Consider the following 24807-nt stretch of genomic DNA (forward strand, 5'->3'; position numbering starts at 1 on the left):
ATTTCATACCCCACACATATAAATGTGCAGGGTATCAATACCGCGATCAGTTGGCTGATGCGAAAGTATTACAACTATTCGGATTACCGCTGTCAAAACCGCGTTTAAACCATGTATAACGCTGTTCAGATGTGCCGTGGGTAAAACTGTCTGGGATCACTCGCCCTTGGCTCTGCTGTTGCAAACGGTCATCGCCAATAGCCTGTGCGGCATTCAGCGCTTCTTCCAAATCGCCCTGCTCCAGCACCTGCTGATTCTGCATGAAATGTCCCCACACGCCAGCGAAGCAGTCAGCCTGAAGTTCCATTTTCACCGAGAGTCGATTTTGTTCAGCCTTGCTTGCTCCTTGCTGCATCTGCCGAATTTTCGGCTCAATGCCCAGCAGGTTTTGTACATGGTGCCCAACCTCGTGTGCAACCACATAACCCTGAGCGAAATCGCCGTCAGCACCCAGCTTATCTTTCATCTCTTGGTAGAAAGAGAGATCGATATACACGGTTTTATCTGCCGGACAATAAAAAGGTCCCATTACCGACTGCCCCGTGCCACACCCCGTGCGCGTAGCACCACGATAGAGCACCAGTTTAGGATCTTGATACTGTTTCCCCATTTTCTGGAACAGCTGGCTCCAGGTGTCTTCCGTTGAAGCCAAAATAACGGAAGTAAACTTAGCCATCTGGTTATCTTCTGGCGAATTGACCTGTTGGCTTTGCGTTTGGGTTTGACCAACGGGCGCTTCGCCGTTAAGCAGCGGCGTTAAGTCCACACCGTAATATCCCGCGACCAGTACAACCACCAGCAGAATCAGTCCACCTTTACCACGCGGTACACGAAAACCACCGCCACCTAAACCACCGGATGAACCCGTGGAATCTCCACGTCGATCTTCAACGTTGTCGCTTTCACGACGCCCTTGCCAGCGCATAGTTAAACCTCAGAAATTACATGATGCCTTAATGGTAGGAAATTGCTGGCGCGAATACCATAAAAAGGAGGAATCAGATAATGAAATACATCATTGCAGATAGAGATATCTGGTATTTCAATTCATTGGCGGGTAATAAAAATGACAACAGAGGCTTTCGCCTCTGCTGTTTTACGCAATTTTTTAGCGGAAACTTAATCGAGTTTCACGCCGATACGATGTGCAACTTCTTCATAAGCTTCGATCAGGCCACCCAGACTCTGACGATAGCGGTCTTTATCCATCTTGTTCAGCGTTTCTTTATCCCACAGGCGGCTACCGTCTGGTGAGAACTCATCGCCAAGAACGACTTGGCCTTTAAACAAGCCGAATTCGAGTTTGAAATCGACCAGAATCAGTCCTGCATCACCAAAAATCTTGCTCAGCACATCGTTAACTTTGTAGCTCAGTGCTTTCATGGTGGCTAAGTTTTCTTCGCTTACCCAGCCAAAAGTACGGCAGTATGATTCATTCACCATCGGATCGTGCATAGCGTCGTTTTTCAGGAACAGATCAAACAGTGGTGGATTGAGAGGCGTCCCCTCTTCAATTCCCAAACGTTTCACCAATGAACCTGCGGCACGGTTTCGGATCACGCATTCAACCGGAACCATCTCCAGTTTTTTTACCAACACTTCAGTATCAGAGAGTAAGCGCTCCATCTGAGTCGGGATCCCCGCATCTTCCAGTTTGCTCATGATGAAATGGTTAAATTTATTGTTAACCATGCCTTTACGATCAAACTGCTCAATGCGCTGGCCATCCAGTGCTGATGTATCATTTCGGAACTCAAGAATCAGCAAATCCGGGTTTTCAGTGGTGTACACGGTTTTTGCTTTGCCGCGATACAACTCAGCGAGCTTTTGCATTTTGCTTACTCCATAGGTTTAAGAACATAAAAAATGAAATCAGCAGCTTTGGGTCAAAGCGCATCAATTTAGGGGCATTATACGCCAGCCAAACGATTGCGCATTAAAAAAATGAAATAAAAAAAGAGGCCGAAGCCCCTTTTTACATTTCTATGGTTCGTGCGATTACTGGCTAGCTTTTACTTTCGCAAACGCCGCTTGGAACACGCTCACCAACGCATCGTTCTGCGACTGGCTCAGTGGAGCCCCTTTGCTGTCAAGGAATTGCAGACTGGTACGGTTATCTAAATCACCGACCTGAATCTTATAATCACCTTCTTTCAGCTCAGGGGCTTTCGCCCCCAAATCATCCCAGCTACTGCTGCTGATCGATTTATAGGTCACGGAGATTGTCCCCTGCGGACGGCTACGATCGGTCACTTTCATGCCGATATGTTCAAGCGTTGCCGGTAAACGATCCCAAACCGCAGTGTAAGGCGCACGCGCGATCAACACCGGTAAGCCCGTATCATCAGCGCCGCTCTGTACGTCAATATCACCCACCTGACGGTTGGCACGTGCGTTAGCCTGATCGGTTTGATATTTATCCAAACCGCTGACAATATCGTTCAGCACAGAAACCGCGTAACGCTGAGTCTGTGAATCCTCAGTGATCGCTGTGTCGCCCTGCTTCAAGCCTAAGGATTTAACCACAACCGCCGTTTGGTAGCCCTGTGGCTGCACAGATACCTGATAACGGCCTTGATACTGCACGTCTTCGTCGCCACGCTGGAAGTTAATCCAATCGGTCGTCAGCGTTTGTCCTGCATCGTTGCGGCTAGCAATAGGATAATTTAATCCCTGTACTGCCTGCGCAACCTGAGACCACAGGCTGCTTGCACCCGGCGTGCTCTCAACCAACACAATCGCTGCACCATTAACAAACTGGCCACGAGAACCGTTCAGCAGAGCCAATGGCTGCGCCGGTGGTCGAATATCCAACGCTTTGCCTACGTTACCCTGAGCCGCATTTAAGCGCACATCATAAGCACCGTTTTGCACCGGCAGAATCATCCCTGCGGGCGTTTTCAATTCGGACAGCGTAGAAGCATCAAGATAAGCCTCATCGCCGCTCACCTGACGCTTATAGCGCTGATCGGTCGAACATGCAGACAGCATCATCACCAAAGAAATGCCAACGACAGTCGCTACCGCCGACTTTTGTACTAAGTAAGCCATTCAATCTCCCTAAGAGTTACAGCAAGCCGACATGTTTAAGCGCTTGTTCTACGACAGGACGAGCCTTATCGCTAATTGGCGTCATTGGTAAACGCATCGTGTCGGTTGCTATGAGTCCCAATACCTTACAGGCCCATTTCACCGGTATCGGGTTTGCTTCTACAAATAACTGTTGATGCAGCGCCATTAAACGCTGATTCAGCTTACGCGCTTTAGCGAAATCGCCTTCGGCAGCAAGCTTACAGAGTTCAGCCATTTCACGCGCAGCAACGTTTGCTGTGACAGAAATAACGCCCTGACCACCCAGTTGCATAAAGTCCAGAGCCGTTGCGTCATCGCCGCTTAGCAAAATAAAGCTATCGTCGTTGACCAGTTCTTGGATCTGACTAACACGACTTAAGTTCCCGGTCGCTTCTTTTACAGCAACAATATTTTTAATCTCTGCCAAACGAGCAATCGTTTCTGGCAGCATATCGCATCCCGTACGCGAAGGTACGTTATACAAAATCTGTGGTAAATCAGTATGTTCAGCGATAGCTTTAAAGTGCTGGAACAAACCTTCCTGCATTGGCTTATTGTAATACGGCGTGACCGTCAGACAACCAACGACGCCCGTATTATTGAAGCGCTCGGTCAAAGCAATCGCTTCCGTGGTAGCATTTGCTCCAGCGCCAGCAATCACAGGGATTCTGCCATCAGCAAGATCCAGCGTCTGTAGCACCACATCGACGTGCTCGTCGTGATTTAGCGTGGCAGATTCGCCGGTGGTTCCTACGGATACAATCGCAGACGTCCCGCTGGCCACATGATAATCAATCAATTTCTTCAAGCTAGCGCGATCGACCTGACCTTTGTCATCCATCGGCGTAACCAGCGCAACAATACTTCCCGTGAACATTGACAGTCCCTCCACAAACAGGTTCCTCATGGTACTTTTGAAAGCGATCGCAAAGCAAGTAAACATCTATGTGCTAACTGCTTGTCGAGGCGTTTTTTTTGTGTTTACCTTGGGACACCACCACAAAGTCAGGAAGAATGCTCTTGCCACAGCCCAATCAACACTATTTAGTCATTACAGCCTTAGGCGTAGATCGCCCCGGTATCGTCAATAACATCACCCGCCATGTAAGCAGCTGCGGATGCAATATTGAAGACAGCCGTTTGGCAATGTTGGGCGAAGAGTTCACTTTTATCATGCTGCTATCCGGTAGCTGGAATGCAATTACCCTCATTGAATCCACTTTACCGCTTAAGGGCGTTGAGATGGATTTGCTGATCGTGATGAAACGCACAACGTGGCATGAACGCCCAACCATGCCAGCCACCGTATGGGTGCAGGTTGAAGTCAAAGACTCCCCGCACATCATCGAGCGCTTCACCGACCTGTTTGATTCACACCACATGAATATTGCCGAACTGGTTTCTAAAACCCAACTGAGCCAAGACTCTACGGCACCAAAATTGTATATTCAGATCACCGCACACAGCCCTGCCAGTCAGGATGCAGAAAGTATTGAGCAAGCTTTTGAGAAGCTCTGTACAGAACTCAGCGCGCAAGGCAGTATAAACGTCGTGAACTATTCCCTGCATGAAGATAAAGACGGAGAGCAGTAATGAGCCCATTGAAAGCCGGTAGCATCGCTCCTAAATTTACCTTGTTAGATCAAGATGGTGAGCAAATCAGCTTGACCGACTTCCAAGGTCAGAAAGTTTTAGTCTATTTCTATCCAAAAGCTATGACTCCAGGCTGTACCGTTCAAGCCTGTGGACTACGCGACAATATGGATGAATTGAAAAAACTGGGTGTAGAAGTGCTGGGTATTAGCACCGACAAACCCGAAAAACTTTCCCGCTTTGTAGAAAAAGAAGTGCTTAATTTCACTTTGCTATCTGATGAAGATCACAAAGTGTGCGAAGAGTTTGGCGTGTGGGGTGAGAAATCCTTCATGGGTAAAACCTACGACGGCATCCATCGCATCAGCTTCCTGATTGACGAAGAAGGCAAAGTTCAGCACGTATTCGACGATTTCAAAACCAGCAACCACCACGATATAGTTTTGGACTACGTCAAAAACAACGGTTAATAAACCTTTGCTTTAAAGCTTTAAAATGCCAACGCCCTGCATGCAGGGCGTTGTTTTTTTCAGGAACGCTAACGATTAATCCGCTTCAGAAATAAACTCGTCAGGCCAAGCGTGGATCACTGCTTTTACCAACGTCGCTAATGGAATCGCAAAGAAAACGCCCCAGAATCCCCATAGCCCACCAAAGATAATCACCGAAAGAATGATCACCAGCGGATGTAGATTCACCGCTTCCGAGAACAACAGCGGAACGAGTAGATTACCGTCAAGCCCTTGAACGACCAGATAAGCGACAAACAATGTCCAGAAATCAGCGCCGAGTCCCCATTGGAACAGCGCAACAATGACCACGGGGATCGTCACCAGCACCGCACCAATATACGGAATCAGTACCGAGAACCCGACCAGCACGGCCAACAGCAAGGCATAGTGCAAATCCACAACCAGAAAGACCAGATAAGTCGCCACGCCCACCACCACCATTTCGAGCACTTTGCCGCGAATATAGTTCGTGATTTGCTGATTCATCTCGATCCAAACCTGTCCGGCCAATCCGCGATCGCGCGGCAGCACCCGCCGAACAGCATTCAGCATTTGCTCTTTGTCTTTCAGCAGGAAAAATACCATCAGCGGCACGAGAATAAGATAAATCGCCAGCGTAAGCAGTCCCACCAGCGATGCCAGTGATAATTTCACCACCGACTCTCCCATCACCGCCAACTTGGCGCGGGTATTCTCTACCACCATATCAATAATGCCCGCATCCATCAGCGCCGGATAACGCCTTGGCAGCGTTGCTGCAAATTCATAAAAACGCGTCACCATTTTCGGCATATCAGCCAGCAGGTTGAATCCCTGCTGCCAAACCGCGGGTGCAATGACGAAAACAGACAGCAACGTAATGCCGCCAAAGACAATCAGCACGGCAACCACGGCCCATACGCGCGAAAAACCAATCAGCTGAAGTTTATGCGTTGGCCATTCCAACAGATAGGCGAGAACAATCGCCACCAGCAACGGGGCTAAGATCCCATTGAAAAAATAAATGATACAAAAGCCGACGAGCAGGATAGTCAGTAATGCTATTGCCTGTGGATCGGTAAAGCGTCGTCGATACCACTGCATTAACATATCAAGCATGCGGGTCACTCCTTAAGCTGCACAAGCGTACAGTTCTTATCCTTGAAAAGAGCTGGCAAAAAGCCAATAACGTAAAATGATGATTTTGCTGTCATGGCGGCGTGGAGTCGATCCTACTATGATGGCAGAATGAGTGTAATAGAGAGTGGCGTAGTTAAGAAGAACTCTTACAAGCCTTTGCTGTCAAAAATGCCATTGTGGATACTAAACCAATGCGTTATATCCTAATGATTCGTGTTTCTGCCAAGCAAAACTCCCCACATGGGTACAGATGAAACTGAATGGAACTGTCTCTTATGACTTCTCGGTTTAAAACATCGGTTATCGCGACGATAGTTGCTGGTTTATTGCTGACTGGCTCCATGCCTAGCCAAGCAGATCCAAACGATGACCAACTGCCTGACATTGGTACTACCGCAGGGAACACGCTCAGCATCAACCAAGAGCTGGCAATGGGTGATTTTTACGTGCGCCAGCTCCGTGCCAGTACGCCGCTTATCAACGATCCCCTATTGATGGAATATATCAACGGACTGGGAATGCGTTTGGTATCCCATGCCCACTCGGTACGTACGCCGTTTCACTTCTATTTAGTGCGCAATGACGAAATCAACGCCTTCGCCTTCTTCGGCGGCAACGTGGTTTTGCACTCCGCGCTATTCCGCTATACCGATAACGAAAGCCAGCTGGCTTCGGTTATGGCGCATGAAATCTCCCACGTTACCCAGCGCCATTTAGCCCGTGCGATGGAAGAACAACAGCGTACAGCGCCATTGACCTGGGTGGGTGCTCTGGGCTCAATCTTACTCGCAATGGCCAGCCCACAGGCGGGTATGGCTGCTTTGAGCGGCACCTTAGCCGGTAGCCAACAAAATATGATCAGCTTTACTCAGCAAAATGAGCAAGAAGCTGACCGCATCGGTCTTCAGGTTTTACAACGTTCCGGCTTCGATCCGCAGGCCATGCCAAGTTTTCTGCAAAAGCTGTCCGATCAATCGCGCTATTCATCAAAGCCACCTGAAATTTTGCTGACTCACCCCCTGCCAGACAGCCGCCTCTCCGATACGCGCAACCGTGCAAACCAGATGCCACCGCATCCTGTTCAATCGTCCCAGGACTACTTATTAGCGAAAGTACGTGCGCTAGGCATGTACAGCGGCGGTCAGGATGGCAATACGTTCCTGACTGAAGATGTTCTTAAGGCGATGGAAAGCGGTAACGTTCGCGAACAAACCGCCGCTCGCTATGGCCGAGCTATCTTATTCAGCCAAGCCAATAAATATGATGATGCGCGCAAGATGCTACAACCGTTGCTCGATAGCCAGCCAGACAATATCTGGTTTATCGACCTGATGACCGATATCGATTTAGAGCAGAAGAAAGCGCCATCGGCTATTGCTCGCTTGGAATCAGCGCTAGCTAAAAACCGTAATGAACCCGTGTTACAAATTAACTTGGCGAATGCGTACGTTGAAGGTAATCAGCCAGCCAAAGCGTCACGAATTCTTTATCGCTACACCTTTGATCATCCAAACGATCCTAACGGTTGGGATATTCTCGCTCAGGCTAGCGCCGCGCAGGGGATTCGTGATGAAGAGCTTTCCGCCCGCGCAGAAAGCTTGGCGCTGGTAGGACAATTAGATCAAGCGATTGGCTTGCTCAGCAACGCCAGTGCCCTGATGCCGGTGGGCAGCCTAAAACAGGCACGCTACGACGCACGTATCGATCAACTACGCCAACTACAACAAAGCTTCAAGCAATATCAACGCGGAGGCCGCTAAGGAAAACCTATGCCACAACACGTCACGATTTATCACAATCCTCGCTGCTCTAAGAGCCGTGAAACACTCGCGCTGATTAAAGAACAAGGTATTGAGCCCACTATCGTGCATTATCTGGAGACGCCTCCCGATGCTGCAACGCTGAAAACGCTGCTGAAAGAACTCGGGTTCACTTCCGCTCGCCAACTGATGCGCCATAAAGAAGATCTGTATAAAGAACTTAACCTTGCCGATGAATCGTTAACTGAAGATCAGCTTATCGACGCCATGATCAACAACCCGAAATTGATCGAGCGCCCAATCGTCGTTAAAGGCAAAAAAGCCCGTATAGGTCGCCCTCCTGAGCAGGTATTAGAGATTCTTTAACGCGAGGTTTTCATATGGAACAGCCCGTCTTAAAAGGCAAATGTGTAGAGCTTCACCCGATGCAGGTTGAACATCGCCAGCCAATTATCGATGCCGCCTCAGACGGGCAACTGTGGGAAATGACGCTAACGGTCATCCCAAGCCCGCAGTCCATTGATAAATATCTCACTCACGCTTTCGAGCAACGCGAAAACGGCAGTCAAATGCCGTTTGTTATCGTCGATGCCGACAGCCGCAAAGTGGTCGGGTGCACCCGATTTTGGAAAATTGATCCCGCCAACCGAAAACTCGAAATTGGTCATACGTGGCTGAGCCATTCCTTCCAACGTTCAGGCATCAATACCGAAGCCAAATACCTGCTGCTTAGCTATGCGTTTGAAGTGATGAACTGCGTTCGCGTACAGTTCACCACCGATGAAAACAACGCTCGTTCCCGCGCGGCTATTTTACGCATTGGCGCACAGCAAGAAGGCATTATTCGCCACGAACGGATCATGCCTGATGGACGCAAACGCAATTCGGTGCGGTTTAGTATTATCGATGATGAATGGGAAGCGGTGAAAGCTGGGCTTGAAAGCAAAATGCAAAATTAACAGCCGGTCGTTTGGTCACTTAGGTAGAAATTGTCACTCCAGTTCAGGATGCACCATTCACGGCGCATCCTCTTAGGCGAAAACCTACAGGCCATAACTATGGCTTAGCTTTCTCCGTATACCACACGAAATCCGCATTACTTTTATCCACCTTAACGCCCTCTTCCGCTAACATCACAACCGTTAACTCCGTCATCGGCGCAACGTCTTCAATGTGCAGAGGAACACCCAGCGCTCGATTGGCGTGATAGCCTCCCACGATGAGCAGCGCGGGCGTTGGTGCAGCAAGCAAACTTTCTGCCATACGGCGATCGCGCTGCTGCTGAATAGCCAACATCGCCTCGGCCTGTTTAGGCTCTAATTTACCACCGTGAGACTCTTCAATCGTTTTCGTGATGGCTGCTCGCACAGACGGCTGAGTGCTTAGTGCACCGGTGACAGGAAGTGGATGCTCGTAGAATTTTTTGATTTCGCTGCGATCAAGATTGGCAGATAGCAACGGGTATGGCCCTTGCAGTGCAGCGGTGGCAACGCCAGAGTAGAGCTCCCATTTCCACCCTTTCTGCCATGCTGTTTGTTCTGTAATCTGCTGACCGGTCAACGTTTCCCCCTGCTTGAGTCGATCTTTCACCGCGTTCACTTTTTCTTGTTGGTTCGGCGTAATCATTTCCATTAATACGCTGCCCTGCGTGCGCTGACGCGGAAGTTGCTCAACCAACCACTGCTCAATTTGATGATGCTGTAAATTGTCGTGCTTTTCGCCAACGATGACGCGAGGCTGAGTGCTCAGTTTAGCGAGCAACTGCTGTGGGGTAAGTTTTTGTCCGGTATGCAGATCGACGATATTGTCTTGCGGTACTGCATTGATAGTCTGGGCGTGCTGGCCAATTCCGCAGGCGCTCAGCAGGAAAACCGCCGCCAGTAGTCCAATCTTTTTCATGCCATAACCTTTGAGTCCATTAAGTTTCAACCTAGTTTAAACTTAATGATAATCATTGTCATATGACATTCACTGGCAGCGGCAGGTCAACTAGTCGATATTGAGGCTCATCACAGAAACCCATTCGCCTGAGACTTCGCGTTTCTCAATTTCTTGCCACCCCAATTTCTGGTACAGGCTCTGCTGATCGGGGGTATAGAGATATAGCTGCTTGATACCTTGCTCTTGAGCATGGGCCACGCAGGCTTTGGTAAGTGCAGAGCCAACACCTTTGCCGCGGTGCTCTGGAGGCGTAAACACTTCGCCTAGCCAAAATTTACGCTCAGGACGATCGTCCAATTCATGGATAATCACGCTAGCGGTGCCCAATAGCTGGCCATCTTCAACGTAAGCCACCAAGGTAAACTCTTCACTGTCTGGCTGATTACGCATGATAAAACGCTGCTGGATACCTTCCTGCGTACTCCAACGCGGTAGGCTTGACCATTCCCAATGCAGCAATGCGGCTATTTGCGGGATATAGGGTGAGTTATCGTTAATTTTTGCAATCAACATAGCAATTCCCTCAGCAATTGAAATGCCGCCCACGGCGCGCAGACGGCATTAGAAAACCCAACAATAACAGCTTTTACAGCGGTTGCGTTTGTGCTTCTACCACGGATAACGCCACCATATTAACAATGCGGCGCACAGAGGCAATCGAGGTCAAAATATGCACAGGTTTGCTGACGCCCATCAATACCGGCCCAACGGTAACCCCCTCAGAAGACGAAACGCGCAACAGGTTATAGCTGATACGTGCAGCCTCCATATTCGGCATGATCAAAATATTAGCCGCGCCCTTCAGCGGACTGTCTGGCATGACATCATTACGGATACTTTCGACCAGCGCGGCATCGCCGTGCATTTCGCCATCGATCTCAAGCTCAGGCGCTGCGGCATTCACTAATTCTAGCGTACGACGCATTTTACGTGCGGCAGGACAGTCTGATGCCCCAAAACTAGAGTGTGATAGCAACGCAACTTTAGGCTCAATACCAAAACGGCGTACCGTTTCCGCCGCCATCAGCGTAATTTCAGCCAGCTGTTCAGCGGTTGGATCGTCGTTGACGTAGGTATCGGCAATGAAGGTGTTGCCGCTTGGCAGCAACAACGCGTTCATGGCGCCCGCCACGTGCGCCCCTTCACGGAAACCAAACACGTTATGTACCACTTCATAATGCTCGTGGTAATTACCGATAGTGCCGCAAATCATGGCGTCGGCCTCACCGCGTTGCAGCATGATGGCCGCAATCAGGGTCGGATTACCAATCACCGCGCGACGCGCCTGCTCTTGGGAAACACCGCGACGCTTCATGATCTCGTAGTATTCACGCCAGTACTCGTTGAAACGTGGATCGGACTCGTTATTCACGATCTCAAAATCTTTACCCGCTTCAATTTGCAGGCCAAGTTTTTTCAGACGCATTTCGATAACGTCAGGACGGCCAACCAAAATCGGTGAAGCAATGCCCAGCGTAACCAGCTCTTGAGTCGCATGTAACACGCGCTCTTCTTCGCCTTCGGCCAGCACCACACGTTTTTTCTCTTTTTTCGCCTGAGAGAAAATCGGCTTCATAAACAGGTTAGTTTTATACACGAACTCGGTCAGATGCTCGATGTAAGCATCAAAATCTTCTATTGGCCGCGTCGCCACGCCAGAATCCATCGCTGCTTTCGCTACGGCTGGGGCGATTTTCACAATCAGACGAGGATCGAAAGGTTTTGGAATAATGTATTCAGGGCCAAAAGAGAGATCCTGATCGCCATAGGCGGAAGCCACAACGTCGCTCTGCTCTGCCAATGCTAAATCAGCAATCGCATGCACGCAGGCCAGCTTCATCTCTTCGTTAATGGTGGTTGCGCCAACGTCTAATGCACCACGGAAAATGAACGGGAAGCACAGAACGTTGTTAACCTGATTTGGGAAGTCGGAACGCCCAGTACATATGATCGCATCGGGTCGAACGGCCTTAGCCAGCGGAGGTAAAATTTCTGGCTCAGGGTTAGCCAACGCTAAAATCAGCGGGTCTCGAGCCATGGTTTTCACCATGTCTTGCGTCATTACGCCTGGCCCAGAGCAGCCGAGGAAAATATCCGCATTGGGGATCGCATCAGCAAGCGAGCGCCAACCGTTATCTTTGATCGCATAGGCCTGTTTACTTTCGGCCATATTCTCTTCGCGACCTTGATAAATCACGCCTTTGGAGTCACAGGCCGTGATATTTTCACGCTTCAGCCCTAATGCCACCAGCAGATTTAAGCAGGCAATAGCCGATGCCCCTGCGCCAGAAACCACAAGACGCACATCGCTAATCTGTTTTTTCACCACGCGCAAACCGTTAAGCACCGCGGCGGTACAAATGATGGCGGTTCCGTGCTGATCGTCGTGGAAGACCGGAATCTTCATGCGCTCGCGTAGTTTCTTCTCAATGTAGAAACACTCGGGCGCTTTGATATCTTCAAGGTTAATCCCACCAAAAGTAGGTTCCAGCGCGGCGACCACGTCGATCAGTTTATCAGGGTCGAGCTCATCAACTTCGATATCGAAAACGTCAATACCCGCAAATTTTTTAAACAAAACGCCTTTGCCTTCCATCACGGGCTTACCCGCCAAGGCACCGATATTGCCCAAACCAAGCACCGCCGTACCGTTAGAGATAACGGCTACTAAGTTTCCACGCGCGGTGTATTTATAGGCAGCAAGCGGATCGGCAGCGATTTCCAAACAGGGAGCTGCTACGCCTGGGGAATAAGCTAAGGCCAAATCACGCTGTGTGGCGAGGGGTTTGGTCGGCACGACCTGAATTTTGCCTGGGATTGGGAACTCGTGGAAATCAAGCGCACTTTGTTTTAATTGTTCGTCCATCGTAGGGTCCTTTTTTACTTTATTTCATCGGTGTTTAACGCAAAGGAAACCCCACCAGTATAGTGAGCAAAACAACTTAATCTATGAAGCACGCCATAAACAACAAAACAAAAAGTGTTATTTATCGCAACAATTTGCTCATAGCTAGGGAACCAACAGGACATATCAGGAGGGAATTCAGAAAGGGTGGCCCATCGTGTTCACGCTAGGCCATAAGCAGATTAATTCATCCAGCCCTGAATTTGGGCGTATTGCAGCAGCATGATGGTTTTGCCATCTTTAATTTCGCCGCTCTTAATCATTTCAAGGGCCTGCTGGAAAGGAAGCTCTAAGAGTTCGATATCTTCATCTTCAATTCCGCCACCGGCCGCCACTTTTTGGCTGTTGGTGTACGGAGCCGCAAAGAAATGAATAATTTCAGTTACGCCGCCGGGCGACATATAGGCCTCAAAGACTTTAGTCACTTGGCCAACTTCAAAACCGGTTTCTTCCATCGCTTCTCGACGCACGCAATCTTCTGGCGCATCGTTATCCAGCAAGCCAGCGATGGTTTCGATCAACAGACCGTCGCGGTTACCGTTAAGATAGGTTGGAATACGGAACTGGCGAATGAGCACAACCGTTTTTTTCTCCACGCTGTACAGCAACAGCGTAGCGCCATTTCCACGGTCATAGACCTCGCGCATTTGGCGTACCGTGCCGCCATTATGTCGCGTTAAATCATAGGTGTATTGACGCAGGACTGCCCAATGATCGGATAACACCTTGTTGCTGATCATTTCAATTTTCACGCAGTACAACTCCCTTACAGATGCAGGGCTCATGAGATTTGAGCGGAAGAAGCAATGTACGCCAACGGATGAGGGACATCAATGCGCAGGAAGGCGCAAGCCAGCCCATTGGCTCAGCTACGGCAGCATAAGCTAGGGCTGTTTACAGCGATAAAATCTCTTTCACAAACGGAATAGTCAGCTTGCGCTGCGCCGTTATCGACGCATGATCCAGCTGATCCAGCGTCATAAAGAGCGTTCGCATTTCGCGATCTAACCGCTTTAATAAGAATCGGCCCACGTCCTCAGGCAGCTCAAAACCGCGTAGTTTTGAACGCAGCTGTAAAGCCAAGAGTTTATCTTCATCGCCGAGCGGCTGGAGTTTATAGATTTGTCCCCAGTCTAGGCGCGAAGCCAGATCGGGCAAATGAAGATTAAGCTGACGAGGTGGGCGATCGCCGGTGATCAGCAATCGGGTACGACCGGTTTCAAGAATGCGATTATAGAGATTGAAAATCGCCATTTCCCACTCTTCCTCTCCGGCGATGCATTCAATGTTATCAATGCAAACCAACGAGAGTTGCTCCATGCCGTCTAACACTTCAGGCACAAAGTAGGCGCGCTTATCCAAAGGCACATAGCCCACGGCTTCACCGCGCTGAGAAAGTTCTGCACAGGCCGCATGCAACAGATGGCTACGCCCTCCGCCCTCACGCGACCAGAAATAGATATAAGTACCATGCTCCTGCTGCAAAGCGCCCTGCAATGCGGCTAACAGAGAAGAATTCTCTCCCGAATAGAAACTCGCAAAAGTCTCGTCATCAGGCAAATAAAGTGGCAGTGAAAGCTGTGCCGGCGTGTTCAGAAGCACCTCAAACCAAAACAGGCAAAAAAACGCCGCCAGTTTAACACATAAACTGGCGGCTGTTGAGCGAGGATCGTCAGGATCAGATTAACGCGCAGGCGTTTGCTCTTCGTCTGCTTCCTCGAGGATCACTTCTTCACCACGAACCATGCTGATCACTTTGAATAACAGACTCATAGCAATACCGACAATCGTCGCCAGCGCCATGCCTTTCAATTCAGCGGCACCAATGTGGATCGTCGCGCCGCTTACGCCAATAATCAAAATAATCGAGGTCAGGATCAGGTTCTGCGCTTTGTTGTAGTCCACTTTGGATTCAATCAACACACGAATACCCGATGCACCGATTACGCCGTACAACAGCAGCGAAACACCGCCCATAACCGGTACGGGCACCATCTGAATCGCCGCCGCCAGCTTGCCGATACAAGACAGCAGAATGGCCAGAACCGCCGCTCCGCCAATCACCCATGTGCTATACACTTTAGTAATCGCCATCACGCCGATATTTTCGCCGTAGGTGGTATTCGGCGTTGAACCAAAGAAACCCGAGAACATGGTTGATAGACCATTCGCAAACATCGAACGATGCAAACCAGGGTCACGCAGCAAATCTTTCTTCACGATATTCGCCGTCACCACCAAATGGCCCACGTGCTCGGCAATCACCACCAGCGCGGCAGGCAGAATAGTCAGGATCGCAAACCACTCAAACTTCGGCGTATAGAAGGTCGGTAATGCAAACCAATGTGCATCGCGGATAGGTGTCAAATCCACCACGCCCATGGCAAATGACAGCGCATATCCTGCCAACACACCGATTAAGATAGGGATAATCGCTAAAAAGCCGCGGAACAGCACCGAGCCCAGCACGGTTACTCCTAAGGTCACCATAGAAATGGTGATCGTAGTGGTATCTACCGACGCACCGCTGGCTGGCAATAGGCCCGCCATATTCGCAGCAACGCCTGCCAATTCAAGTCCGATAACCGCAACAATCGCCCCCATCGCCGCCGGCGGGAACATCACATCCAGCCAGCCTGTACCGGCTTTTTTCACAATCAGCGCCACCAAGCAGAACAGCGCCCCGCAAACAATAAAGCCACCGAGCGCCAGCTCATAGCCTAAAGGTAACAGCAGCATAACCGGTGAAATAAAGGCAAAACTCGATCCCAAATAAGCCGGGATTTTTCCCTTACAGATAAATAAATACAGCAGCGTACCGACGCCGTTAAACAGCAAGACCGTCGCAGGGTTTATCTTGAATAGAATAGGCACCAGAACCGTTGCGCCAAACATGGCGAACAAATGCTGGAAGCTCAACGGAATCGTTTGCAAAAGCGGTGGGCGTTCGCTTACTCCGATGACGCGACGAGTCATGTTTTTATCCTCTAAGTGATTTTATTGAATAGTCAGGTGTTGTGTTTTTAGCTTGGTCTATACCGCCTCAAGAATGCTGGGTATAGACCAAAAAAAAGCCGACTCTCAAGTCGGCTCAATCATTATTTCGTACCAAATATCTTATCGCCCGCATCGCCCAAGCCAGGAATGATGTACCCCTTCTCATTCAAGCCCTGATCGATAGACGCGGTGTACAGCTCAACGTCTGGGTGCACTTTTTCTAACGCCGCAATACCTTCTGGCGCAGCAACCAGTACTAATACTTTAATGCTGTGACAGCCTGCTTTTTTCAGCAGATCGATAGTTGCAATCATAGAACCACCGGTTGCCAACATAGGGTCAACCACCAGCGCCATACGCTCATCGATGTTTGAAACCAATTTCTGGAAGTAAGGCACTGGCTCCAGAGTTTCTTCGTCGCGGTAAACACCAACAACGCTGATACGTGCGCTTGGAACATGTTCCAGCACGCCTTCCATCATGCCCAAACCTGCGCGCAGGATTGGAACCACGGTGATTTTTTTACCTTTGATCTGATCGACTTCGACAGGACCACACCAACCATCAATTGTTACTTTTTCTGTTTCGAGGTCTGCGGTCGCTTCATAGGTCAGTAAACTCCCGACCTCTGATGCCAGTTCACGAAAACGTTTGGTGCTAATATCGTTCTCGCGCATCAAGCCCAGTTTATGTCTTACGAGCGGGTGTTTTACTTCGACGATCTTCATCATTTCATCTCCCAGGTTGCGGTCAGCGCAAAAAAAAATCGCGAGATTATAACGCCTTTTAAATTCCGCGCCACCGTTAAAATCATGATCCAGATCAGCTTAGATGAGATCTCCACTGTTTACAGGAAAAAATCAGATCCCCTTCACAAGCCGCTCGCAAACGTTTGCCTAGACTGTTAGAATTGCCGCGCTTTTGAATATTTCAGTGTGTGTTCTGTTATCCGATGCAAGTGTAAGCCGCGCCGTTACTGAGTTAGCGGTTCCTCTTCACTCCTGATATCAGAACTCATCCTAACCGCCATGGGGATTTTCGCAGTGACCGACAAAACCGCTCTCAGTTACAAAGACGCAGGTGTAGACATTGATGCTGGCAATGCCTTAGTTGATCGCATTAAAGGTGTGGTAAAAGAAACTCGTCGCCCGGAAGTCATGGGTGGTCTGGGTGGATTTGGCGCACTTTGTGCCCTGCCGCAAAAGTATCGCGAACCCATTCTGGTTTCAGGCACCGACGGTGTCGGCACCAAATTACGTCTGGCGATGGACTTAAAACGTCACGACACAATCGGTATTGATTTGGTCGCGATGTGCGTTAATGACTTAGTCGTTCAAGGCGCTGAACCGCTGTTTTTCCTCGATTATTATGCGACCGGAAAATTAGACGTAGATACCGCAGCTAGCGTCATCACCGGCATTGCCGAGGGCTGCAAGCAGTCAGGCTGCGCACTGGTGGGTGGTGAAACCGCTGAAATGCCGGGTATGTATCACGGCGAAGATTACGACGTTGCAGGCTTCTGCGTTGGCGTAGTTGAAAAGTCCGAGATCATTGACGGCAGCAAGGTTCAAGCGGGCGATGTCCTTATTGCGCTGGGCGCAAGCGGCCCACATTCCAACGGCTATTCGCTAGTACGCAAGATTTTGGAAGTCAGCCATACCGATCCGCTCAAAGAAGAGCTAGATGGCAAACCGCTGGCAGACCATTTACTGGCGCCAACCAAGATCTACGTAAAATCCATTCTTAAGCTGATTGAAGAGCACGACATCCATGCGATTGCCCACCTCACCGGCGGCGGTTTCTGGGAAAATATCCCACGCGTACTGCCAGAAGGCACGCAGGCCGTTATCGACGAATCCAGCTGGCAGTGGCCATCGGTCTTTAACTGGCTGCAACAGGCAGGCAACGTCAGCCGACACGAAATGTACCGCACCTTTAACTGCGGCGTAGGCATGATCATCGCTCTGCCTGCTTCAGAGGTGGATGCGGCGATTGCGCTCATGAATGCCCACGGCGAAAAAGCGTGGAAAATCGGTGCGATAGCGGCGTCAAATACTGACGAACGTGTTGTGATCAACGCATAAGCGACTGAGCAAATGAAAAACATCGTCGTTTTAATTTCCGGCAACGGTAGCAACCTACAGGCGTTAATTGACGCCTGTAACGATGGTCGCATCCGTGGACGCATCAGCGCCGTGTTCAGCAATAAGGCAAACGCCTATGGCCTTGAACGTGCGGCACAGGATGCCATTCCCGCGCACTATCTGGATCCCAAATCCTATGCCGACCGCGATGCTTTTGATCTGGCGTTAATGCAAGAGATCGACGGCTTCCAGCCAGACTTAGTGGTTCTAGCGGGCTACATGCGTATTTTATCTCCGCGTTTTGTGCAGCATTACCAAGGACGGATGCTCAATATCCACCCTTCTCTGCTACCCAAATATCCGGGATTACACACGCACCAACAGGCGCTGAACAACGGCGATGAAGAACATGGCACCTCGGTGCATTTTGTTACCGATGAGCTTGACGGCGGGCCGGTTGTTCTACAGGCCAAAGTCCCGATCTTCGATCATGACAGCGAAGATGAAATTATTGAGCGTGTTCAGGTACAAGAGCATTGCATCTATCCGCTGGTTGTAAGCTGGTTTATTGATGGACGCTTAAAGGCCAAAGACGATGCTGCATGGTTAGACGGCGTTCGTTTACCCCCGCAGGGGTATGCGCCAGACTAAACAACGTTTCACCGTCGCAATAAACAAAATCCCTAGCCTTGGCTGGGGATTTTTGTATTTTCCGCCTTCAAGCAACTTGAATTATTTTGGGTATAATACAGTCTGTAGTATTCACTACATCGGCTATTTAGCTGAAACTTATGACAGTGAGAGGAATCAACATGTCCAGCGACAACAACGTCAGACTGCGCCCCCTGGAACGGGAAGACTTGACGTTCGTTCATCAACTCGACAATAACGCCAGCATCATGCGTTATTGGTTTGAAGAACCTTATATTGCCTTTGTAGAACTCTCTGAGCTGTATGACAAACACATTCACGATCAGAGCGAACGCCGCTTCGTGGTTGAGCACGACGGAGTGAAAATTGGCCTAGTCGAATTGGTTGAGATTGACCACATTCACCGCCGCGCCGAATTCCAAATCATCATCGACCCAGCCCATCAAGGCCACGGTTATGCCAGCAAAGCGGCACAGTTGGCTTTGGATCATGGTTTTTCGGTGCTCAATCTCTACAAACTGTATTTAATCGTCGATAAAGAAAACCAAAAGGCGATTCATATTTACAGCAAGTTAGGGTTCAAAATCGAAGGCGAGCTAATCCACGAATTCTTCATCAACGGCGAATACCGCAACGCGATCCGTATGTGTATTTTCCAGCCGGATTATTTGGCGAAATATAAATCCCCCACGCCGCCGGTGAATCCAAATTCAATGTAGGTTTGGGCACAGAGCCATAGTGTAAGGTTTCGACCGCTTTGCTTATGAGGCCTTGGTGTAAGGTTTCGTACGCCTATCAATAACAGCTATCGCATATAGCTAAATCGAAGGCGTCCGATGAGGGGCGCCAGCGCGCGCCCCTTCAATCCTCGCGCTTTTATCCGAGATGCCATCTCCGCGCCGGGTCGGCATGCGCCATCCCTGGCGCCTCCTCCCCTCGTGAAAACATCCTGTTTTCACTGCTCTAAATGCCACGACTTAAACTCAAAAAAAGATAGAGCTTTTGTCTTTTGCTTTTTGCCTTTTGTTTTTGGGTTTGACCTTCTCCGGCACGTTACCGGACAGCCGAGTGAATCATGCAGGTTAGGATTCGCCTACAGGGATGTAGGCGAAAGAACGGAGGAGCCAGGATGGCGATTGCCGTTCGTTCCGTTAAGACCGAAATGATGAATGAGGGCACCCGCGTAGCGGGCTGGGAGGTGGTGCCAAGCCGGGTTGTTAGGGGGCGGCGATTGGCCCCCTAACACGGACGCCTGTACGATGAATATGTAGGACTCAGTATTTTAGGCGGACGTAACCTTTCACCGCACTTAAGCTATAACGGCGATTGAGCCGCTTGCTCGGACGTCTGCACCATGCACAGGTAGAATTCGGGATTTTAGACGGACGTAACTTTTCACCATGCTCCCATAGCCATGGGCATACAAAAACTCACCCATATCTCCCCGTAATATAATCTTCCGTCTTCTTCTGCCTCGGCGAGGTAAACAACGTATCGGTATCGGCGTATTCCACTACTTCACCCTGATGGATAAACGCGGTGTAATCTGACACGCGTGCCGCCTGCTGCATGTTATGGGTTACCAGCACCACGCTGTAATTTTCTTTAAGTCCAACAATCAACTCTTCAATGGTCAACGTGGAAATAGGATCCAGTGCAGACGTCGGTTCATCGAGCAACAATACCTCTGGCTCAATCGCAATCGCGCGCGCAATCACCAAACGCTGTTGTTGGCCGCTGGATAATTTAAAGGCGTTATCGCTCAAGCGCCCTTTCACCTCATGCCAAAGCGCAGCCTGACGCAATGCCCGCTCGACGGTTTCATCCAGTATCCGCCGATCGCGCACACCATTTAAACGCAGGCCGTACACCACGTTTTCATAGATCGATTTCGGAAACGGATTGGGCCGTTGGAATACCATTCCTACGCGGCGGCGAAGAGAGGCAACATCAATATCGTCACCGCTCACACGGCTCCCATTGACGCTTACTTCCCCTTCAACGCGGCACTGCTCGACCAAATCGTTCATACGGTTAAAACAGCGTAGCAGCGTTGATTTTCCACAGCCGGAAGGCCCAATAAGCGCCGTAACACGATTCTTTGGCAGCGACAGATTCACGTCAAACAGCACCTGCTTCGTGCCGTAAAACAGATTTAAATTTTTCGTCGCTAATGCAGTTTGCTCTGGCGGCAAATGATGCACATCCAGCAGGGGCAATATTTCCGGTGCGGTTAAACCCACGGACATGACTCCTCAGAAAAAATAACTAGAGCGACAGCGCGCGATATTTCTCACGCAGGTAATGACGAATCGACATCGCGGCCAAATTTAGCCCCACCACCAGCGTCACCAGCAAAAATGCGGTCGCGAAGACCAGAGGGCGCGCGGCTTCCACGTTAGGACTTTGCAACGCCCCGTCATAAACCTGAAAACCCAGATGCATGAACTTTCTATCCAGATGCAAATAAGGGAACACAGCATCAATCGGCAATTCAGGCACCGATTTCACCACGCCTACCAGCATCAACGGTGCGGTTTCACCCGCCGCGCGCGCAATGGCCAAGATCAATCCGGTCAGCATGGCGGGTACCGCTAGCGGTAAAACCACCCGCCGCAAGGTTTCCGCCTTGGTGGCGCCTAGCGCCAGTGAGCCCTGCCGCAACGACGCGGGAATGCGTGCCAGTCCCTCTTCGGTGGAAACAATCACCACCGGCAACGTCAGTAGCGCAAGGGTTAACGATGCCCAAAGCAGCCCTGGGGTTCCGAACGTTGGGTTAGGCAACGCCTCGCTGAAAAACAGCTGATCGATGGAACCACCCAGCACATAGACGAAGAAACCCAAACCAAAGATCCCATATACAATCGACGGCACGCCCGCCAAGTTGACCACGGCGATACGGATCAAACGGGTGAACCAGTTTTTACGCGCGTATTCGTGCAGATACACCGCCGCAATCACGCCTAATGGCATCACGATCACCGACATCAGTATCACCATCAGCATGGTGCCAAAAAGCGCTGGAAAAACACCGCCTTCCGTGTTGGATTCACGTGGATTATCCACCATGAATTTTTTAATCTGTTTCGCCCAGTGTCGAACCTTATCACCGGTGCTCATCGCGTTAGGCATCCATGCATCATGAATTTCATAAACCGGAATTTCTCGCTGAATGCCGTTCATATCACGCAGCAGCAAGCTGTCGCTTTTTTGGTCATGCTCAAGCGCATCCAAGCGGATCATTAATTGCTGATGCTTACGTTCCAACTCCAGCCGTTCGGCGCGAATTTGCGCCTGTAAACGATCGTTCCACGTTCCATTCATCTCGGCCTGACGCTGGCTTAAGCGCATTTTTTCAAACTGTGCGCTGATCGCCGAAAGCTGATGCTGGCGCAAATGCACAATCTTCTGAGTCAGGCCACGCGTGCGATCAATGCTGCTCTGAAGATCGCGCACCACTTGGCGCCCCACCAGCGGCTGGCCATTTTCTAACAGGCCAACCAGATAGCCATAGGCGTTCCCGTTATGCTCGCGTTCAAGCACCAACAGATCTTTAGGTTTCCGCGTATGGCGAATATCCTGCGCCAACAGGGTAACAAAATCTTGGTTTTGCCATTCACGGTTGCCCGTCTTGATGAGATAGCGCGACAGCGTTGTTGGTGCATCCGGCGCAAGCTTGATGCCCGCGTCCAGCAGTTGCTGGCGTGGGATCTGATTTATCGCATAGCGTTCGCCAATAATTCGCTGGCCATTATTCAGTTCAAATTCATAGACCGAATGCGGCCAGAAATAACGCATTCCCTGCCCCGCCAGCAACACAATCAGCCCCAATAACGCCAATAGGCTGATCGTGACCGCGCCTGCGCTGAGCCAAATCCAAGGCCGTCCGCTGCGGAACCATCGGCGCGCGCCTTGCTGTTGATTCGGCACTTGAGCAATTTGCTGATGACTCATAATCCCTCTCGCTCAGCGCTATAGCGCGTACGCAGTCTTAAGCGCACCGTTTCAGCAAAGGTATTCACCACAAAGGTAAACATAAACAGCACCAGCGCCGTTAAGAACAACACGCGATAGTGCGCGCTGCCCACCACCGCTTCCGGCATTTCAATCGCAATATTGGCAGCCAGCGCCCGCAGCCCTTGGAACGGCGTGTTATCCAATAGCGGCGTATTCCCTGTCGCCATCAAGACAATCATGGTTTCTCCCACGGCGCGCCCAAGTCCGATCATAAGCGCCGAGAAAATCCCAGCGCTGGCGCTCGGCAAAAGCACCCTCATCATGGTTTGCCACTGGGTCGCGCCGAGGGCCAATGAACCTTGCGCCAACGAGGCAGGCACGCTAAACAGCGCATCTTCTGCTAGCGAGAAAATCACCGGAACCAATGCAAAACCCAGCGCAATCGCCACCACGAGCGTATTCCGCTGATCGTAACCATCGCCTAAACGCTCATGCAGCGGCATTCTCCACAGCAAAATCTCAAGATGTGGAGCCATCATAAACCACAGCGTCAGCAGCCCTGCGAGCACCGGCAACAAAAGACACACATCGAGGCGATAGCCTGAACGCTTCGCCCACGTAGGAAAAATGCGCGTCCACAGCGCAGCGCTGGCCACAATAATGAGAGGAACCAGAATCGGTAGCGCGAGCAATGCTAAAAGATGGTTTTCGATAATAGGCGCCAGCCAAATCGCGGCAACTAAACCAATCACCACGGTGGGAAATGCGCCGATCATTTCAATAGCAGGCTTCACCACGCTTCGCTGGCGGGGTGACATAAAGCATGCGGTATACATAGCTCCAGCAACGGCTAACGGCGTCGCAAACAACAGCGCATAGAATGCGGCTTTCAAGGTGCCAAAAATCACCGGCCACAGGCTATATTTGGCCTGATAGTTATCGCTGCCGGAGGTGCTTTGCCATACATAGTCTGGAGTCGGGTGGTTCTCAAACCACGTTGGCTTCAACAAGGTTTGCCAGCTGATTTCAGGATAGTCATTACTCAGTGGATACCAAAACGTCCCTTGAGCAGTTTCAGCCAGAAGCCCTTTTCCCTGCGGATCAAACCACGCCGTTTTCACGCCAGACTTAATCGATGCCCGTAACACTGCGTTCTCTCGCAGTGAAGAATAAATGGCGAGCTCCCCCGTGGGCGCAATCGCGGCAAACACACGACGGTACGGTTCGTTAACCATCAGGCTATCGGCTAATGCAGGCTGATAACGACGGATCTGAGTCAGTTCGCGCTCGCCATTGCTTTGCACATCAAACCACTGACTAATCTGCCCTTGGCTGTTTTGTAACAGAAGCGAACTTGCGCCGGGTAAAAGCCCCATCGCAATCATTTTTTGCTGTTCAAACGTTAGCGTTTTTCCAACGCCCTCGAGCGCCGCATTCAGCGTGAACACCGTTAGGCTCGTGGGACTCAGCACAAACAGGCGGCGAGCGTCGGGAGAAAGCAAAACCTGAGTAACCGGCGTGTTTACCACTACCGGATGCACCTGCCAGCCCGTTGGCGTGGATTGCCCGAGCAGCAGTCGTCCATCCTGCGCAATAGCGGCAATAACCGGCCGCTTTTGCATCATGCCAAGACTGATTTGGCGTAACGGCTGGTGTTGAGTATCGAAAACCTCTGGCGTAGCACCGCGCAGATAGAGCCAATCAGGCACAAAATGTCCGGTATCGCCCGTTTTTCCCACCGGATGAAACTGTGGGCTGACCAATAGGATTTTGCCATCAGCGGTGGCGAGCGCCGTCGTAGGGAGATCGCCACTCACCGATGCAGCCGCACTCGGGGCTGACGGGGTGAATTGACGCGTCTGCAACGGCTGAGGATCTTTACCTTGCGGCTGCAAGGCAATAAACATCCCTTTGCCATCCGCATCGATACGCCATGCCATTTGATGGGTTGCGTCAACGCCAACGGCAAGCGCCGTCGTATTTTGAGGCCAAAGAAGCGCCTGAGGCTTACCGATGCTCGCCGGTTTAAACAACGGCCACACCGCAACCAACAGATACACGAAAATCAGCATCAGCATGGCTAACACCACCATTCCACCCGCACTCACGACGTAGCGAGTCAGACGATCTCGCCAAGCTCGACGCTTATCACGCATTATTAACGCTGGAGTGGTGTGCTGCATGCATATTCCATTAAGAGGCCATCAAAAAGCAGG

23 protein-coding genes are annotated in these 24807 nt (G+C 50.5%); 8 read left to right on the forward strand and 15 right to left on the reverse strand.

Annotated features, from left to right (window positions below):
* Nucleotides 1-46: 46 nt before the first annotated feature.
* The 4 genes from ypfJ to dapA all read right to left on the reverse strand — a co-directional run bounded on the left by ypfJ (nt 47) and on the right by dapA (nt 3949).
* Nucleotides 47-925 carry a KPN_02809 family neutral zinc metallopeptidase gene (gene ypfJ / locus RSC70_RS03260; protein WP_043494736.1) on the reverse strand — a complete coding sequence of 293 codons (879 nt, stop codon included), beginning with the start codon at nt 923-925 and terminating at the stop codon, nt 47-49.
* A gap of 194 nt (nt 926-1119) precedes the next feature.
* Nucleotides 1120-1833, reverse strand: coding sequence for a phosphoribosylaminoimidazolesuccinocarboxamide synthase (gene purC, locus RSC70_RS03265; RefSeq protein ID WP_332541660.1), 714 nt, complete (start codon nt 1831-1833; stop codon nt 1120-1122).
* 165 nt (nt 1834-1998) lie between these two features.
* Nucleotides 1999-3051, reverse strand: coding sequence for an outer membrane protein assembly factor BamC (gene bamC, locus RSC70_RS03270; RefSeq protein WP_332541661.1), 1053 nt, complete (start codon nt 3049-3051; stop codon nt 1999-2001).
* Between the two features lie 16 nt (nt 3052-3067).
* Nucleotides 3068-3949, reverse strand: a complete 882-nt coding sequence (dapA, locus tag RSC70_RS03275) for a 4-hydroxy-tetrahydrodipicolinate synthase (protein ID WP_025797458.1) — start codon at nt 3947-3949, stop codon at nt 3068-3070.
* 137 nt (nt 3950-4086) lie between these two features.
* Here dapA and RSC70_RS03280 point away from each other — a divergent pair, with 137 nt between their 5' ends.
* On the forward strand, nt 4087-4665 hold the full coding sequence (locus tag RSC70_RS03280) for a glycine cleavage system transcriptional repressor (RefSeq protein WP_071892193.1): 579 nt from the start codon (nt 4087-4089) through the stop codon (nt 4663-4665).
* Nucleotides 4665-5135 (forward strand): thioredoxin-dependent thiol peroxidase, encoded by a 471-nt coding sequence (gene bcp, locus RSC70_RS03285; protein ID WP_040045465.1) that lies wholly within the window; start codon nt 4665-4667, stop codon nt 5133-5135. Before RSC70_RS03280 ends, bcp begins: the two co-directional genes overlap by 1 nt.
* 75 nt (nt 5136-5210) lie before the next feature.
* On the opposite strand, the gene RSC70_RS03290 is transcribed toward bcp, so the two are convergent.
* Nucleotides 5211-6275 (reverse strand): AI-2E family transporter, encoded by a 1065-nt coding sequence (locus RSC70_RS03290; protein WP_025797454.1) that lies wholly within the window; start codon nt 6273-6275, stop codon nt 5211-5213.
* Nucleotides 6276-6571: 296 nt separating this feature from the next.
* Here RSC70_RS03290 and RSC70_RS03295 point away from each other — a divergent pair, with 296 nt between their 5' ends.
* The 3 genes from RSC70_RS03295 to RSC70_RS03305 are packed head-to-tail and all read left to right on the forward strand — an operon-like array spanning nt 6572 to nt 9015.
* Nucleotides 6572-8056 carry a beta-barrel assembly-enhancing protease gene (locus RSC70_RS03295; protein ID WP_234618649.1) on the forward strand — a complete coding sequence of 495 codons (1485 nt, stop codon included), beginning with the start codon at nt 6572-6574 and terminating at the stop codon, nt 8054-8056.
* Nucleotides 8057-8065: 9 nt separating this feature from the next.
* A complete protein-coding gene (gene arsC / locus RSC70_RS03300; RefSeq protein ID WP_040045464.1) occupies nt 8066-8422 on the forward strand; it encodes an arsenate reductase (glutaredoxin) in 357 nt (118 codons plus the stop codon).
* 14 nt (nt 8423-8436) lie between these two features.
* On the forward strand, nt 8437-9015 hold the full coding sequence (locus RSC70_RS03305; protein WP_040045463.1) for a GNAT family N-acetyltransferase: 579 nt from the start codon (nt 8437-8439) through the stop codon (nt 9013-9015).
* A gap of 97 nt (nt 9016-9112) precedes the next feature.
* Here RSC70_RS03305 and RSC70_RS03310 read toward each other — a convergent pair whose 3' ends face one another.
* The 7 genes from RSC70_RS03310 to upp form a co-directional block, all read right to left on the reverse strand.
* Nucleotides 9113-9955, reverse strand: a complete 843-nt coding sequence (locus tag RSC70_RS03310) for a ChaN family lipoprotein (RefSeq protein ID WP_234618646.1) — start codon at nt 9953-9955, stop codon at nt 9113-9115.
* 90 nt (nt 9956-10045) lie between these two features.
* Entirely contained in the window at nt 10046-10510 is a 465-nt protein-coding gene (locus RSC70_RS03315; RefSeq protein WP_282807688.1) for a GNAT family N-acetyltransferase, read from the reverse strand.
* Between the two features lie 73 nt (nt 10511-10583).
* Entirely contained in the window at nt 10584-12863 is a 2280-nt protein-coding gene (gene maeB, locus RSC70_RS03320) for an NADP-dependent oxaloacetate-decarboxylating malate dehydrogenase (RefSeq protein WP_040045460.1), read from the reverse strand.
* Between the two features lie 221 nt (nt 12864-13084).
* The gene (nudK, locus tag RSC70_RS03325; RefSeq protein WP_332541664.1) at nt 13085-13687 is read right to left on the reverse strand and encodes a GDP-mannose pyrophosphatase NudK; all 603 of its coding nucleotides are present in this window, start codon (nt 13685-13687) and stop codon (nt 13085-13087) included.
* Between the two features lie 109 nt (nt 13688-13796).
* Entirely contained in the window at nt 13797-14504 is a 708-nt protein-coding gene (gene hda / locus RSC70_RS03330) for a DnaA inactivator Hda (protein WP_040045459.1), read from the reverse strand.
* An 81-nt stretch (nt 14505-14585) separates the two neighbouring features.
* Nucleotides 14586-15878, reverse strand: coding sequence for a uracil permease (gene uraA, locus RSC70_RS03335; RefSeq protein WP_332541665.1), 1293 nt, complete (start codon nt 15876-15878; stop codon nt 14586-14588).
* A 122-nt stretch (nt 15879-16000) separates the two neighbouring features.
* The gene (gene upp / locus RSC70_RS03340; RefSeq protein WP_025797438.1) at nt 16001-16627 is read right to left on the reverse strand and encodes a uracil phosphoribosyltransferase; all 627 of its coding nucleotides are present in this window, start codon (nt 16625-16627) and stop codon (nt 16001-16003) included.
* A gap of 315 nt (nt 16628-16942) precedes the next feature.
* Here upp and purM point away from each other — a divergent pair, with 315 nt between their 5' ends.
* The 3 genes from purM (at nt 16943) to speG (ending at nt 19353) form a co-directional block, all read left to right on the forward strand.
* Nucleotides 16943-17983, forward strand: coding sequence for a phosphoribosylformylglycinamidine cyclo-ligase (gene purM, locus RSC70_RS03345; protein ID WP_046450189.1), 1041 nt, complete (start codon nt 16943-16945; stop codon nt 17981-17983).
* 12 nt (nt 17984-17995) lie between these two features.
* Nucleotides 17996-18634, forward strand: coding sequence for a phosphoribosylglycinamide formyltransferase (purN, locus tag RSC70_RS03350; RefSeq protein ID WP_282807690.1), 639 nt, complete (start codon nt 17996-17998; stop codon nt 18632-18634).
* Nucleotides 18635-18795: 161 nt separating this feature from the next.
* Nucleotides 18796-19353, forward strand: coding sequence for a spermidine N1-acetyltransferase (gene speG / locus RSC70_RS03355; RefSeq protein ID WP_025797434.1), 558 nt, complete (start codon nt 18796-18798; stop codon nt 19351-19353).
* A gap of 711 nt (nt 19354-20064) precedes the next feature.
* On the opposite strand, the gene pstB is transcribed toward speG, so the two are convergent.
* The 3 genes from pstB to RSC70_RS03370 are packed head-to-tail and all read right to left on the reverse strand — an operon-like array spanning nt 20065 to nt 24774.
* Nucleotides 20065-20877 carry a phosphate ABC transporter ATP-binding protein PstB gene (gene pstB / locus RSC70_RS03360; RefSeq protein ID WP_040045560.1) on the reverse strand — a complete coding sequence of 271 codons (813 nt, stop codon included), beginning with the start codon at nt 20875-20877 and terminating at the stop codon, nt 20065-20067.
* A gap of 25 nt (nt 20878-20902) precedes the next feature.
* On the reverse strand, nt 20903-22588 hold the full coding sequence (gene pstA, locus RSC70_RS03365; RefSeq protein WP_234618644.1) for a phosphate ABC transporter permease PstA: 1686 nt from the start codon (nt 22586-22588) through the stop codon (nt 20903-20905).
* Nucleotides 22585-24774, reverse strand: coding sequence for an ABC transporter permease subunit (locus RSC70_RS03370; protein ID WP_332541667.1), 2190 nt, complete (start codon nt 24772-24774; stop codon nt 22585-22587). Before RSC70_RS03370 ends, pstA begins: the two co-directional genes overlap by 4 nt.
* Between the last annotated feature and the right edge of the window lie 33 nt (nt 24775-24807).

Origin of the sequence: Hafnia sp. (genome assembly GCF_036648275.1) — a bacterium.
In the GTDB taxonomy this organism is placed as follows: Bacteria; Pseudomonadota; Gammaproteobacteria; order Enterobacterales; family Enterobacteriaceae; genus Hafnia; species Hafnia alvei.

What these genes read in the sequence shown, in the direction of transcription:
- speG (WP_025797434.1), top strand. Translation starts at nt 18,796, where the DNA reads ATGTCCAGCGACAACAACGTCAGACTGCGCCCCCTGGAACGGGAAGAC.
- bamC (WP_332541661.1), bottom strand. Translation starts at nt 3,051, where the DNA reads ATGGCTTACTTAGTACAAAAGTCGGCGGTAGCGACTGTCGTTGGCATT.
- upp (WP_025797438.1), bottom strand. Translation starts at nt 16,627, where the DNA reads ATGAAGATCGTCGAAGTAAAACACCCGCTCGTAAGACATAAACTGGGC.
- RSC70_RS03310 (WP_234618646.1), bottom strand. Translation starts at nt 9,955, where the DNA reads ATGAAAAAGATTGGACTACTGGCGGCGGTTTTCCTGCTGAGCGCCTGC.
- uraA (WP_332541665.1), bottom strand. Translation starts at nt 15,878, where the DNA reads ATGACTCGTCGCGTCATCGGAGTAAGCGAACGCCCACCGCTTTTGCAA.
- maeB (WP_040045460.1), bottom strand. Translation starts at nt 12,863, where the DNA reads ATGGACGAACAATTAAAACAAAGTGCGCTTGATTTCCACGAGTTCCCA.
- RSC70_RS03295 (WP_234618649.1), top strand. Translation starts at nt 6,572, where the DNA reads ATGACTTCTCGGTTTAAAACATCGGTTATCGCGACGATAGTTGCTGGT.
- RSC70_RS03370 (WP_332541667.1), bottom strand. Translation starts at nt 24,774, where the DNA reads ATGCAGCACACCACTCCAGCGTTAATAATGCGTGATAAGCGTCGAGCT.
- nudK (WP_332541664.1), bottom strand. Translation starts at nt 13,687, where the DNA reads ATGAGCCCTGCATCTGTAAGGGAGTTGTACTGCGTGAAAATTGAAATG.
- RSC70_RS03290 (WP_025797454.1), bottom strand. Translation starts at nt 6,275, where the DNA reads ATGCTTGATATGTTAATGCAGTGGTATCGACGACGCTTTACCGATCCA.
- purN (WP_282807690.1), top strand. Translation starts at nt 17,996, where the DNA reads ATGAAAAACATCGTCGTTTTAATTTCCGGCAACGGTAGCAACCTACAG.
- RSC70_RS03280 (WP_071892193.1), top strand. Translation starts at nt 4,087, where the DNA reads ATGCTCTTGCCACAGCCCAATCAACACTATTTAGTCATTACAGCCTTA.
- purC (WP_332541660.1), bottom strand. Translation starts at nt 1,833, where the DNA reads ATGCAAAAGCTCGCTGAGTTGTATCGCGGCAAAGCAAAAACCGTGTAC.
- ypfJ (WP_043494736.1), bottom strand. Translation starts at nt 925, where the DNA reads ATGCGCTGGCAAGGGCGTCGTGAAAGCGACAACGTTGAAGATCGACGT.
- pstA (WP_234618644.1), bottom strand. Translation starts at nt 22,588, where the DNA reads ATGAGTCATCAGCAAATTGCTCAAGTGCCGAATCAACAGCAAGGCGCG.
- arsC (WP_040045464.1), top strand. Translation starts at nt 8,066, where the DNA reads ATGCCACAACACGTCACGATTTATCACAATCCTCGCTGCTCTAAGAGC.
- bcp (WP_040045465.1), top strand. Translation starts at nt 4,665, where the DNA reads ATGAGCCCATTGAAAGCCGGTAGCATCGCTCCTAAATTTACCTTGTTA.
- RSC70_RS03315 (WP_282807688.1), bottom strand. Translation starts at nt 10,510, where the DNA reads ATGTTGATTGCAAAAATTAACGATAACTCACCCTATATCCCGCAAATA.
- dapA (WP_025797458.1), bottom strand. Translation starts at nt 3,949, where the DNA reads ATGTTCACGGGAAGTATTGTTGCGCTGGTTACGCCGATGGATGACAAA.
- RSC70_RS03305 (WP_040045463.1), top strand. Translation starts at nt 8,437, where the DNA reads ATGGAACAGCCCGTCTTAAAAGGCAAATGTGTAGAGCTTCACCCGATG.